This window comes from Rhodococcus sp. Chr-9, assembly GCF_000801125.1.
GTDB lineage: Bacteria > Actinomycetota > Actinomycetes > Mycobacteriales > Mycobacteriaceae > Rhodococcus > Rhodococcus pyridinivorans.
The window spans coordinates 196535-209795 of sequence record NZ_JTIZ01000106.1; the positions used below are offsets into that span (position 1 = coordinate 196535).

Below are 13261 nucleotides of genomic sequence, written 5' to 3' on the forward strand. Positions count from 1 at the left end.
ATGGATCTGCACAACATCACCGCCTACGACATCGCCCGCGACCGCACCGATCTGACCTTCGAGGAGGGCGCGGCCCCGCTCGGCGGTGGCACCTGGTTGTTCTCCGAACCGCAACCGCACCTCCACCGACTCGTGGATCTGTCCGGTCTCGGCTGGCCTGCCGTGACCCGGCACCCCGACGCTCTCGAGATCGCCGCGACCTGCACGGTCGAACAGATGGCCGCACTCTCGGACGAGGCGGAACATACTGCGGCACCGCTGTTCCGGCAGTGCGCCGAGGCACTGTTGGCGTCGTGGAAGATCTGGAAGCGCGCCACGGTCGGCGGCAACATCTGCCTGTCCTTCCCCGCCGGTGCCATGATCTCGCTGGCGACCGCACTCGACGCGGACGCGGTGATCTGGACGATCGACGGCGGCGAACGGCGGATCCCGGTGGCCGACTTCGTCCTCGGAGTCGCCTCCAACGCCCTCGCACCCGGAGAGATCCTGCGGAGCATCCGGATTCCTCTGCGGGTCCTGAGTTCCCGCACGGTCTTCCGCAAGATCGCCCTCTCTCCGCTGGGACGTTCGGGGGCCGTCGTGATCGGACGCCGCGACGACGACGGCAGTGTCACGCTGTCGATCACCGCGTCGACGGTGCGTCCCTGTCTCCTGCGGTTCACGGAAGTCCCGTCGGCACAGGCGTTGTCCGACGCACTGGCCCGTCTCGTCCCGACGACGAGCTACTACACCGATGCGCATGGCTCCGCCGACTGGCGACGTGCCGTTACCGCGGTGCTCGCCGAAGAGATCCGCACCGAACTGTCGAACACTGCACTGCCGAAAACGGAGGTTCAGCCGTGAAACTCACCGTCAACGGCCGCGAACGCGACGTCGACCCCCGGCCCGGCCAGTGCCTGCGTACCCTGCTGCGCGAGACCGAGCACTTCGAGGTCAAGAAGGGCTGCGACGCCGGCGACTGCGGCGCGTGCTCGGTCCTGCTCGACGGCGAACCCGTCCACTCCTGCGTGGTCCCGGCCGTGCGGGTCGAGGGTCGCGAGGTCACCACGGTCGCGGGACTGGGAACCCCCGACGACCTGCATCCCGTCCAACAACAGTTCGCCGACGCCGCCGGTTTCCAGTGCGGCTTCTGTACCGCAGGCATGATCGTCACCGCGTCCACCTTCACCGACGAAGATCTCGACGACCTGCCGAAACGCTTGAAGGGCAACCTGTGCCGGTGCACCGGCTACCGATCGATCGAGGATGCCCTGCGGTCGCGCACCAACGTCGAGCAGGTCGATGGCCCGTCGTGCGGCCGCTCGCAGCGCGCACCGGCCGCGACGCGGGTCGTCACCGGCACCGAGCCGTACACCCTCGACACCACCGTCGAGGGCCTGCTGCACATCGCCGTCCTCGGCAGCCCGCACACCCATGCGCGGATCCTCTCCGTCGACGTCTCGGCCGCCGAGGCGTTCCCCGGTGTCCACGCTGTGTTGTACCACCGCGACGCCCCGGCCACCGCCTATTCGACCGCTCGCCACGAGAACCGCAACGACGATCCCGACGACACATACCTGTTCGACCGGGTCGTGCGCTTCCGCGGACAGCGGGTCGCCGCGGTGGTCGCCGAGAGTCCGGCAATCGCACACCGGGCGCTCGCGTCGATCCACGTCGAGTACGAGGAACTGCCCTTCGTCCTCGATCCCGACGAGGCCCGGAAGCCTGGGGCTCCCCTCCTGCACGCCGACAAGTCCGCCGACGCGCGCATCGCCGATCCCGGACGCAACGTCGTCGCCGCGATCCACGGCAGCAGCGGGGACGTCGACGCGGCGGTCGCGTCCGCTGCGGCGGTGGTGCAGGGACGCTGGCAGACCCACCGCGTCCAACACACCCATCTCGAAACACACGGAGCCATCGGTCATCTCGACGAGGCCGGACGGCTCGTCATCCGCAGTTCCACACAGGTTCCGTTCCTGGTGCGCGACGAGCTGTGCCATATCTTCGGACTCGACCGGGACCGGGTGCGCGTGCACACGGCCCGGGTGGGCGGGGGTTTCGGCGCCAAGCAGGAGATGCTGGTCGAAGATGTCGTCGCGGCGGCGGTCCTGAAGACGGGGTGCCCGGTGCAGTGGGAGTTCACCCGTTCCGATCAGCTCACCGTCGCTCCGTGCCGGCATCCCATGCGGGTCGACGTCACCCTCGCCGCCGACGCCGACGGTGTCCTCACCGCCCTCGCGATCGACGTGCTGGCCGACGCGGGCGCCTACGGCAACCACAGCCCCGGGGTGATGTTCCACGGCTGCACGGAGTCGATCGCGGTGTACCGATGCCCGAACAAGCGGGTCGACGCCGAATCCGTGTACACGAACAACCGGCCGTCGGGCGCCTTCCGCGGCTACGGCCTCGGCCAGGTGATCTTCGCCGTGGAGTCGGCCATGGACGAACTCGCCATCAAGCTCGGCATCGACCCGTACGAGTTCCGGCGCCGCAACATCATCGCGCCGGGAGAGCCCCTGGTCGCGGCGCATCCCGAGGGCGTCGACCTGACGTACGGCAGCTACGGACTCGACCAGTGTCTCGATCTTGCCGAACGGGCGATGGCGCGCACCGGCGGCCGGCCCACGCCGACCGGTGATCACTGGCGGATCGGCGAGGGGATGGCGCTCGCGATGATCGCGACCAACCCGCCCAACGGGCACATCTCCGAAGCGTCGATCGAACTTCTGCCCGACGGCCGGTATCTTGCCCGGGTGGGCACCGCGGAGTTCGGCAACGGCACCACCACCGTCCACACCCAGATCGCGGCCACCGCGCTCGGCACCACTCCCGACCGCATCGTGGTCCAGCAGTCCGACACCGACGTCACCACCCACGACACCGGCGCCTTCGGGTCGTCGGGCACGGTCGTCGCGTCGAAGGCCCTGCTGGCGGCCTCCCACGAGTTGCGACGGCGGATGGCCAAGGCTGCCGCGGAGCTGACCGGCCTCGACCCGGAGCAGGCCGAGCTGCAGGCCGACGGCGTGCGGTGCGGCGATCGTCTCGTCACGCCTGGTGAGCTGCTGGAGGTCGCGGGTGGCCGGTTGCGCGCCGAGGGCCGGCACGGCGGTCTGCCGCGCTCGCTGTCGTTCAACGTGCAGGCCTTCCGCGTCGCCGTCGACACCCGTACCGGTGAGGTGCGGATTCTCCGCTCGGTCCAGGCCGCCGATGCCGGCACCGTCCTCAACCCCGAGCAGTGCCGCGGGCAGATCGAAGGCGGCACTGCGCAGGCGCTCGGTGCGTCGATGTACGAGGAGATCATCACAGACGACGCCGGTCGCGTGACGACGGATGTGTTACGCAACTACCATATTCCGCAATTCGCGGACGTCCCGCGCACCGAGGTCTACTTCGCCGACACCTACGACGAACTCGGGCCGATGGGCGCGAAGTCGATGAGCGAGGCCCCGTTCAACCCGGTGGCCCCGGCGTTGGCGAACGCCGTGCGCAACGCCATCGGGGTGCGGCCGCACGAGCTGCCGCTGTCCCGCGACCGCATCTGGCGCCTCATGCTGTGAGACCCACCCATCGAGACCGATGTTGTGTGCGATTTCCGGCCGGATTTCGCACACGACATCGGTCTCGTTCGTTGTACGGCCGGACACGCAACGCAGCCGTAACACGAAGTTGATGCAGCGGGGTCGATTCGACTCATCACGCTGTGTGCGCGATGGGCGTGGGATCCGACGCCGTCGTCGACCCGGACCTGCGGGTCCACGGCGTGGACGGACTGCGCGTCGTCGACGCCTCCGTCATCCCGGTGCTCCCGTCGTGCAACACCAACGCCCCCGTGATCGCCCTCGCCGAGCGCGCGGCCTCGCTGATCACCGGAACCGAGAGGAGACTGTCGTCTGGGATTACGAGAACGGCGCCGCCGGGCCGGAGAACTACTTGGAGACGAAGACGGTGTGCTTGTCGATCTGACCGTCGGTCGGGGCCCCGAGGTATGCGTGCGTCGCTTCGAACCGCGATTGAAGGTACTCGCCGGCCCCGATCGGTGGATGGATCGGCTCCGCGCCCGGTTCGACACAGGTCGGGATCGCCTCGATCACGGCGTGGTAGTCCGGGGTGACGAAATAGGGCAGCGAATAACGGTGTCCGTGTGTGGGATTCAGCACCCGATGGCGGGTGGAGACGTAGCGGTGGTTGGTCCACCGGGCGATCATGTCGCCGAGGTTGACGATCAGCGCGTCGGGCGGGGTCACGACGTCGATCCATCCGCCGCCTCGCGCGGCGACCTGCAGCCCACCGATGTCGTTCTGGGCGAGCAGTGTCAACGAGCCGTAGTCGGTGTGGGGCGCGACGCCGAGTGTGGTATCGCCGACAGGAACGGGTGCGTAGTGCAGCATACGGAGCGACCCGAGCGGGTCGGTGAACATCGGCACGAAGGCGTCGGCGTCGAGGCCGAGAGCGAGTGCGAGACCGCGCATGAGGTGGGCGTTGATGTCCAGACACGCCTTCGCGTACTCGTCGGCGACACTCTTGAAGTCGGGCATCAGCGAGGCGGGCCATTGTGCCGGACCGTGCAGCGGCGTACCCGCCATCACCTCCGGATGATCGGCCGCACGGTCGGTGGTGATGTCGAGGGCCTCCTTGCCGTCGGCTCCGACGGTGGGGTCGAGTGCCTCGGTCTTCGGCGGCACATATCCGCTGTGACAGGTGGATCTCGCGATGGCGATCTCCATCTTCTCCTCGAAAGGCAGCGCGAAGAAGCGCCGCGCCTGCTCCATCGTCGCCGCGCGGAGGTCGGGGTCGAGTCCGTGACCGGTGACGACGAAGAACCCGAGGTCGGTACACGCGGCGTCGAGCGCGCCGACGACGGCGTGCGGGTCGCTCCCGTCGCGCAGCGGACGCAGATCGATGAGAGGCAGGGCTTCCATAGGTGACTCCTGGACAGAGCGGACGGGTGATCGCTCCGAGTCAATTCCTGCGATACTGCGGATCCGTCTCGCTGAGGTGAGGACCGTGTTACGGGTTCCCGGACCGCGCCCCGACGCAGAGCACCGGGCGAGCCGGATCGAGGAAGTCCGACGGCGACCGTCCGAGCGACGCGATCCTGTTCCGGCACTGCATTCTCCGTCGGCATCACGAACTTCATTCCCTTCCGCCGCCCGAAACACAATCGTCATGAATCGGACACGACCGCTCAACTACCAACCTGGATCGTCTCGACTCGACACATAGCGATTACTCGGAAGGCCCCACCGTATGGTGACAGCAACTTCGACCGCGAGCATCACCACCACTGCGGGAGTGACAGAATCGGTTCCCGCCGAGGGCGTCGTGATGCGCGGTATCCACCGGTCCTTCGGTGAGAACACCGTCCTGCGCGACGTGTCGTTGCATGTGCGTCCCGGCGAGGTCTACGCACTGCTCGGCGAGAACGGCGCCGGCAAGTCGACCCTGATGCGCATCCTCACCGGGCTTCTCCCGCCCGACTCCGGTTCCATTGCGGTGGACGGAGAGTCGCTCATCGACGGAGGCCGGGAACGGATCGCGATGGTCCACCAGCACTTCATGCTCGTGCCGAGCATGACGGTTGCGGAGAACTTCCTGCTCGGCCGGTCCCGCGGAGTGATCGGCCGGAAGCGCCTGCGGCGCAACGAAGCCGAGATCGCCGCCCTCGCGAAGAACACCGGTCTCGCCTGCGACCCCACCGCACGCGTGGAGAACCTGTCGGTCGGCGAGCAGCAGCGCGTCGAGATCCTCCGAGCCCTGCACCTGGGCGCCCGTTACCTGCTGCTCGACGAACCGACCGCGAATCTGGCTCCGGCCGAGGTGCACTCACTGCTCGCACAGGTCCGCCGACTCGCCGCCGAACGCGGCGTCGGGATCGTGCTCATCACTCACCATCTGGAAGAGGTCCTCGAGGCCGCCGATCGGGTCGGTGTGCTGCGGGGAGGACGGCTCGTCGCCGAACGCCCCATCCGCGGGAACGGCGCCGAGAGGGTCACCACCGCCGAACTCGCCCGCGACATGGTCGGCCGTGAGGTCGGGCTCGGTATCCGCCGTGCGGCCACCGAACCGGCCGGGAACCGGATGCTCGAACTGGTCGGTGTGTCCGTCCCCGGTCAGTTGCACGACGTGACCCTGCGGGTCGCATCCGGGCAGCTCGTCGCCGTCGCCGGAGTCGAGGGCAACGGCCAGTCCGCCCTCGAGGACGTCCTGTCCGGGCTCTCCCCCGACTCCACCGGTGCGGTGGTCGTCGCCGAACGGGAGATCGACTCCTCGTCCCCCCGCGCGATGCGCGAGGCCGGTGTCGGCATCGTCCCCGCCGACCGCTACACCCGGGGACTGATCAAGTCGTTGGGAATCGACACCAATCTCGCGATCGACAGCTACACCGATCCCCCGCTCGCCCGTCGCTGGGGCCGCCTGTCGCGGGCAGCCGTCCGCGAACGCGCCGAGCGCATCATCGCCGCCCTGTCGGTCAAGGCCCAGAGCCCGCGCACGCTCGCCGGCACCCTGTCCGGTGGGCACGCCCAGCGCGTGGTGCTCGGCCGGGTCCTCGACGGTGAGCCGGACGTCCTCGTCGTCGCCCAGCCCACCCGCGGTCTCGACATCGGCGCCACCGAGTTCGTCTGGGACACGCTCGTCGACCATCGCTCTCGGGGCGCCGCGATCCTGCTCATCTCGTCCGATCTCGACGAGATCTGCAGCCTCGCCGACAGGATCGTCGTGCTCTACCGCGGACGGATCATCGCCGAGTTCGACGAAGGCCCGTTCGACCGCGAAGCCCTCGGCTCGGCCATGGGCGGATTCCAGGAGGCTGCAGCATGACCGCCACGCTCAGCCCACCGGTGACGACGCCACCCGAGCCGCCCACCGCGTCGCGGATCCGGAGTCTCACGACCACTATCGGGGTGCCGCTACTCGCCGTCGCCGTCGGTCTCGCGGCGGGCGGGATCCTCATCGTCCTCGCGGGCGGTGATCCGGGGCAGGCCTACGCGACGATGCTCGACGCCGCTCTCGGCGGCGATACGCAACTCGGCCGCCTGCTCACGGGTATGACGCCGCTCGTCCTCATGGGTCTCGGCTACGCGATCGCGTACCGCACCGGCTTCATCACCATCGGCGCGCAGGGCCATTACGACGTCGGCGCGATCACCGCGACGGCCGTGGTGCTGAGCATGCCGTTGGGGACGAGCTGGATCGCGATCCCGATCGTCGCCGTCACCGCCGCGGCCGCAGGTGCGTGCATCGGCGGCATCGCAGGCGTGCTGAAGGCGCGGCTCGGGGTCAACGAGATCATCTCGTCGCTCATGCTCAACTACCTCGTCTTCTACACATTGGCGTGGGCGGTGCGCAAACCCCTCGCCAATCCCAACGGTTTCACCCCCGAGTCCGAGCGCATTCCCGACTGGGCCGCACTCGCGACGATTCCCGGCACCCGCATCCACATCGGTGTGTTCGTCGCGATCGCGGCGGTGCCGCTGGTGTGGTGGCTCATGCGTTCGACCCGGTTCGGTTTCGCGTCGCAGATCGTCGGTGGGAGCCCGAGCGTCGCCGAGGCCAATGGCATCTCCGTCGCCCGCACCGTGGTCACCTCCGCTCTGATCAGCGGCGCACTCGGCGGTATCGCCGGCGCGATCATGTTGCTGGGCAGCGAGTTCCGACTGTCGCTGGCGATCTCCTCCGGGATCGGGTTCACCGCGATCGTGGTAGCACTGCTCGGGCGTCGCAATCCGTTCGGCATCGTGCTCGCAGCAGCATTGGTCTCCGGGCTGACCCTCGGCAGTCAGGCGGTGCAGCGTACCCAGGAGATCCCCGCGTCCATCGGCACCGTCGTCCAGGCAGTGATGATCCTGACGGTGCTGCTCGCCAACCGAATCGTGGAGCGTGCTCGATGAACTGGTCCGATGTCCTGGGCGCCGGTGCGCTCGTCCCGCTGTTCACCGCTGCGCTGCGGCTGGCGGTGCCGATCATCCTCGCCGCCGCCGGCGCGTGCCTCGCCGAGCGCTCGGGGCTGATGAACCTCGGTATCGAGGGACAGATGATGGTCGGCGCGATCATCGCGTTCGTGACGGTGTACTACACCGGGCAACCGATGCTCGGCGCCGCCACCGGCGCCGCCGCGGGCCTCGTGCTCGCCGCGATCGTCGGCTACCTGACGATCACGATGGCCGTCGACCAGATCATCACGGGGATCTCGGTGGTGATCCTCGGGACCGGACTCGCGTCCTTCCTGTACCTGCAGGTGTTCGGCATGACCGGTACACCGCCGCGCATCCAGGGCACCATTCCCCTCGACCTTCCGGTGCTGTCCGACCTGCCGGTGCTCGGCCCGATCGTGTTCTCGCAGTCCCCGCTCGTCTACCTCGCGCTCGCACTCGTCGTCTCCCTGTGGTGGGTGCTCACCCGCACGGCCTTCGGCCTGTCGATCCGCGCGGCCGGGGAAAGCCCCGAGGCCGCCGATTCGGTGGGCGTCTCCGTCCCCCGCACCCGATGGAGCACGCTGCTGATCTCCGGCGCCGCAGCAGGTATGGCCGGCGCGCTCGTCATCGACAGCCTGGGCTTCTTCCAGGACGGCATCACCGGTGGTCGCGGCTGGATCGCGCTCGGTGTCGTCATCCTCGCCCGGTGGAATCCGCTCGGCGCCATCGTCGGTGGCTTCATGTTCGGTCTCGTCGACGCCTTCCAGCTGCGCGTACAGGCCGCGTCCGGTGGACAGGCCACGTCGGTACCGTACGAGCTGTTCCAGGCCATGCCGTACGCGGTGACGTTGCTCGCGGTCATCGCCACAACCGTGTGGTTCTCGCGCAGCAATTCCCCGAAGGCGCTCGGCATCCCGTTCGTGCCCGCGAAATAGCTTTCCGTCAGCTTTCCCGTCAGTCCTGGGGTTCGCAGTCGCGAGCCCTCCCTTCCCCGAGGAGAACCACGTGAAGAAATTGGGTACCGCTGTGGCGGCCGCCGCCGTCGTCGGAGCCGCCNTTCCGACCCCGGTGGGAGCGGCTCGGCCGACGGGGTCGTCAAGGCCGCGATCATCACCTCGGGTCCGGTCAACGACGTCGGCTGGAACCAGGGCATGGTCGAGGGCGCCGAGAAACTCGAAGCGGAAGGTCTTATCGACCTGACCGTGGTGCAGCAGGATTCGGGCGCGACCTCGGAGCAGATCGCCCAGATCGTCACCGACCTCGCGGAGGACGGCAACCAGCTCATCGTCGGCCACTCGTTCAATTACGGCGAACCCATCAAGGGCATCATCGCCGACTACCCCGACGTGCTGTTCGCCTATCCCGGCGGCTTCGGCGACATCACCGCCAACCTCGCCGACTACAGCCAGCCGTTCTATCAGGGTTCGTTCCTCACCGGCATCCTCGCCGGCGACCTGACGGAGACCGGCATCCTCGCCGGCACCGCCGGTTTCGAGATCCCGGTGTGCAAGGCCCAGATCGAGGCGTTCGCCGACGGCGCGCGCCTGACCTACAAGGGCCCCGGTGAGATCCAGTTGCGTCCGTCCTACATCGGCGGATGGTCCGACGCGGCGGCCCAGACCATCGAGGCCGTCAACGCCCTCGTCGACCAGGGCGCCGACCAGTTCTCCACGTGCGGTGTCGACGCGGCCACCATCGAGGGCGCCAAGCAGCGCGGTGTCGGCGTCGCCGGCTACACGATGGATCAGACCCCGCTGGCACCCCAGAACGTCGTCTCCTCCGTCGTGTGGAATCTCGACGAGGTCCTCCGCGCGATGATCGCCGACGTCGAGGCCGGCAACGTCGACCCGGCGAAGTACTACGAGGTGGACATCACCGAAGGCGGCCTGGACGTCGTCATCAATCCGGCCTTCGCCGACAAGATCTCGCCCGAGGCGATGGCGCTGTTCGAGGAGTACCGCGAGAGGATCATGGCCGGCGAGTTCGAGGTCGAGTACAAGGGCGGCGACTGACCCGGAGCACCTCCTGCAGAACGAACGAGACCGACCTTGTGCGCGATTTCCCACCGGATTTCGCACACAACGTCGGTCTCGTTCCGTAGCTTCGACCTTTGTGAAGATCCGACCTATGTTCGGACGCGCTCCGCGCACCACTCCACCAGCGCCGCCGCGAGGTCGTCGCGGGCGGACAGCTGTGGCGCATGGTCGGACTCGAGCGACACGACCTGCGCACCCGGGGTGAGGCGTTGCATCCCCCGTTGGGTGACGAGGGGAACCGAACGATCCAGTGTCGCTTCGACGTACAGGCGTGGCAGGCGCCCGAATCGTTCCGGTGTCCAGCTGGGCGCCATGAGCCGGGTGGTCTCGAGTTGCGGCACGAGTCGGCGCGCGGCACCGATCGCGTCGGCCGAATCCGCCTCGTGGAAGAACACCGCCGCACCGGCCTCCGGGGGCACGATCGTCCCGCGACCGTCCTCGGTGGGTTCGAGCCATCGCGAGATGCCCACCGGCGATTCGAGACCGATTCCGTCGCAGAGCATCCCGAAGTCGACCCCGGACGGAAGCATCATCCCCGCCACATAGGCGACCCCGGTGACACGCTCGGGTAGCATCTCCGCGACCTGCGTGACGACGATGCCGCCACCGGAATGGCCGACGAGGATCACCGGACCGTCGAGTCCGGCAACGTGGTCGGCCACGACCGCGGCGACGTCGTCGAGCGTCACGTCGTCGGCACCCCACGATCCGACACCGGGAAGCTCGAGCGGATGTGGGACGTGCCCGGCCCGACGGAGCGGTTCGAGCAGTGTGTCCCACACCCAACTTCCGGCCCACGCGCCGTGCACGAGCACGACATGACTCACTCGCGGTTCTCCCCCGTCGCCGCCAGCACCCGGGCGGCTTCCCGCACAGCAGCGGTGTTGGCCTTGCCGTGCCGCGACCCGGCGAGCTTCGCTTTGATGTGATCGCGGATCAGGATGGGTTCATAGGGTTCCAGGCCCGCATATTCGGGCAACGTGGAGACCACCGCGTCGACGTTGCCGTCGTGGAAGAACGCCACCGAACGACGGCGCCGGATCCTCCCGTCGACGATCGGCGGCTTGACGCGGTGCAGCGTCGACATCCACCGGTCGTCGGTGATGCGGGCGGTGAGATCGCCGAGATTGACCAGCAGGGCGCCGGGCAGCGGTTCGACGTCGTGCCAGACACCGTCGGAGCCGAGCACCTGCAGCCCCGCGACCCGATCGGCCCACAGCACGGTGACGATCCCGAAGTCGGTGTGCTCACCCATGCCGGTGAGATCGCCGTCGAGGTCGACGGTGCCCTCGGGCAGCGCGTAGTTGTTCATCCGCAACACGTCGATCGAGTGGTCGGTGAGCCGTTCGAAGTAGTCGGGGGCCTGCCCGAGGGCGTCGGCGAAGATCCGGGTGAGGGTCCGCGCGACCCGCGAAGCCTCGGTGAAATAGGTCTGCACACGGTCCTCGAAGCGGGGGACGTCGGGCCAGACGTTGATTCCGTAGTCGTCCTCCGACAGGTCCAGGTGGGCGAACGACCGGGCCTCCACGCCGACGTTGTACGCCTCGAAGAAATCGTTCATGCGGCTGGCGGATTCGACGCCGAGGCTCAGGCTCAGCGACTCGCTCTTCGGCGGGCTGTACCCGCGGTTCGCACCCACCACCCGATACTGCTGCTTGTCGTCCATCGGCAGACCGAAGAAGTCGTCGAGGGCATCGGCGAGGCCGTCGACCACCGGATCGGAAATGCCGTGTCCGAGAATCTGAACGAATCCCACACGGCTGCAGGCTTCGTCGATCTCACGGGCGACACGAGCTCGTTCGGCCTCGTCGCCGGCCCGAACGTACGGGCCGATGTCGACGGCGGGAACGACGAAGGCGTCAGACGGCGACTGGTTCATGGGCAACTCCGTTGGGAGAGATGGTACCGGCCGAGGTGACGGGGGCCGGCGTGCCGGACCGGGACGCGCGAGCCAGTGTCCCGAGACGAGTGTGGTTCAACAGCAGGTTCAACGAGAATGCCGCGATCGCGGCGAGCGTGATGCCGCTGCCGAGCAGGATCTGCGCAGCGGACGGGAAGCGCTCGAACATGCCCTCGGCGAGTTCGGGCAGCAGACCCACACCCACCGCGACGGCGGCGATCGTCGAGTTGATGCGGTCGGACAGGTCCACCGAGCGCAGCGTGTTGATGCCCACGAGGGCGACGGTGGCGAACAGGATCAGGCCGACACCGCCGACCACCGGCTTCGGCAGCGCCGCGACCACCGAGCTCACCTTGGGCAACGCGCCGAGGACCACGAGGATCGCACCCGATGTGGCGGTGACGTAGCGGCTGTAGACGCGGGTGGTGGCGACCGCACCGACGTTCTGGGTGAAGACGGTGTCGACGAAGGCATTGAAGACACCCGCGAGCACGGCGGACGCTCCGTCGCCGGCGAGTCCACGAGCGATGTCGCCCTTGCTGACGCGCTTGCCGGTGATCTCGGCGACGGCGAGCATGCTCGCGGTGGACTCGGCGAAGACCACTGCCATGACGATGCTCATGGCGACGACCGCGGTGATCGGGAATTCCGGCGCACCGAAGTGGAAGGGCGCGGGCAGACCCACCCACGACGAACCGGTCACGCCGCCGAGGTCGATCAGGCCGAGCGGGACCGCGACGACCGTGCCGACGGCGAGGGCGATCAAGACCCCGAGCTGGGCCCAGATGCCGCGACCGAGGCACAGGAAGGCAACGGCGACGCCGATCACCAGCACGGCCAGGGCGATGTTGGTGGGCGAGGCGAAGGTGGGCGACGACGGGTCGGTACCGACGATCAACCCACCGGCCACGCCGATGAGCGAGATTCCTACGACGGTGAGAACGGCACCGGTGACGAGCGGCGGGAAGAAACGGATGATCCTGGCGAAAGGCCAGGCCAGGGCGAGACCGACGATGCCGCCGATCAGCATGGAGCCGTAGACGGCCTGCAGGCCGTATTCCTTCGCGATGAGGATCATCGGCGTCAGGCCGGCGAAGGTCGCACCGCAGACGATGGGTAGGCGGACACCGATGAGTTTGCCGACACCGAGGCTCTGGACGATGGTGATCAGACCGGCGATCAACAGGTCGGCGCTGATGAGCATCGCGATGGTGTCTCGGTCGAGTCCGACGGCCGCGCCGAAGACCAACGGGACGGTGATGCATCCGGTGTACATGATCAGGACATGCTGGAGGCCGAACGCGAACTGCCGGAGGAACGGTAGTCGCGCGTCGACGGGGTGCGGTGAGGTCATGTGATCGCTCCCATTTCGGATGCAGTGCTGTATACGGTGCCGGATACAGCTTGGGGGCCGAAGTTTTCGGGCTCGAGTC

General features: G+C 68.1%; 10 protein-coding genes and 2 pseudogenes. 8 read left to right on the forward strand and 4 right to left on the reverse strand.

Annotated features, from left to right (window positions below; genetic code table 11):
- The 3 genes and pseudogenes from QR64_RS17040 to QR64_RS26015 form a co-directional block, all read left to right on the forward strand.
- On the forward strand, positions 1-843 hold the full coding sequence (locus QR64_RS17040) for an FAD binding domain-containing protein (RefSeq protein WP_050993395.1): 843 nt from the start codon (positions 1-3) through the stop codon (positions 841-843).
- Positions 840-3536, forward strand: a complete 2697-nt coding sequence (locus tag QR64_RS17045; RefSeq protein WP_039586337.1) for a molybdopterin-dependent oxidoreductase — start codon at positions 840-842, stop codon at positions 3534-3536. The genes QR64_RS17040 and QR64_RS17045 overlap by 4 nt, the downstream gene beginning before the upstream one ends.
- A gap of 143 nt (positions 3537-3679) precedes the next feature.
- A pseudogene (locus QR64_RS26015) lies at positions 3680-3811 on the forward strand (GMC oxidoreductase); the annotation flags it as partial.
- Between the two features lie 94 nt (positions 3812-3905).
- Here QR64_RS26015 and QR64_RS17050 read toward each other — a convergent pair.
- Positions 3906-4898: an isopenicillin N synthase family dioxygenase gene (locus QR64_RS17050; protein ID WP_006550608.1), complete on the reverse strand. Its 993-nt coding sequence runs from the start codon at positions 4896-4898 to the stop codon at positions 3906-3908.
- Positions 4899-5355: 457 nt separating this feature from the next.
- On the opposite strand from QR64_RS17050, the pseudogene QR64_RS28900 reads away from it, so the two are divergent.
- The 5 genes and pseudogenes from QR64_RS28900 to QR64_RS17070 all read left to right on the forward strand — a co-directional run.
- Positions 5356-5766 (forward strand): annotated as a pseudogene (locus QR64_RS28900) (ATP-binding cassette domain-containing protein); the annotation flags it as partial.
- Positions 5755-6798, forward strand: a complete 1044-nt coding sequence (locus tag QR64_RS17055) for an ATP-binding cassette domain-containing protein (protein WP_411908086.1) — start codon at positions 5755-5757, stop codon at positions 6796-6798. The pseudogene QR64_RS28900 and the gene QR64_RS17055, both read left to right, overlap by 12 nt.
- Positions 6795-7868 carry an ABC transporter permease gene (locus tag QR64_RS17060; RefSeq protein WP_006550610.1) on the forward strand — a complete coding sequence of 358 codons (1074 nt, stop codon included), beginning with the start codon at positions 6795-6797 and terminating at the stop codon, positions 7866-7868. The genes QR64_RS17055 and QR64_RS17060 overlap by 4 nt, the downstream gene beginning before the upstream one ends.
- Entirely contained in the window at positions 7865-8827 is a 963-nt protein-coding gene (locus QR64_RS17065; RefSeq protein ID WP_039586341.1) for an ABC transporter permease, read from the forward strand. Before QR64_RS17060 ends, QR64_RS17065 begins: the two co-directional genes overlap by 4 nt.
- A gap of 216 nt (positions 8828-9043) precedes the next feature.
- A complete protein-coding gene (locus tag QR64_RS17070; protein ID WP_235367215.1) occupies positions 9044-9904 on the forward strand; it encodes a BMP family protein in 861 nt (286 codons plus the stop codon).
- A gap of 113 nt (positions 9905-10017) precedes the next feature.
- Here QR64_RS17070 and QR64_RS17075 read toward each other — a convergent pair whose 3' ends face one another.
- The 3 genes from QR64_RS17075 to QR64_RS17085 are packed head-to-tail and all read right to left on the reverse strand — an operon-like array spanning position 10018 to position 13182.
- Entirely contained in the window at positions 10018-10755 is a 738-nt protein-coding gene (locus QR64_RS17075; protein WP_006550613.1) for an alpha/beta fold hydrolase, read from the reverse strand.
- Positions 10752-11807 (reverse strand): isopenicillin N synthase family dioxygenase, encoded by a 1056-nt coding sequence (locus tag QR64_RS17080; protein WP_039586343.1) that lies wholly within the window; start codon positions 11805-11807, stop codon positions 10752-10754. Before QR64_RS17080 ends, QR64_RS17075 begins: the two co-directional genes overlap by 4 nt.
- Entirely contained in the window at positions 11788-13182 is a 1395-nt protein-coding gene (locus tag QR64_RS17085; RefSeq protein WP_039586344.1) for a uracil-xanthine permease family protein, read from the reverse strand. The genes QR64_RS17080 and QR64_RS17085 overlap by 20 nt, the downstream gene beginning before the upstream one ends.
- Between the last annotated feature and the right edge of the window lie 79 nt (positions 13183-13261).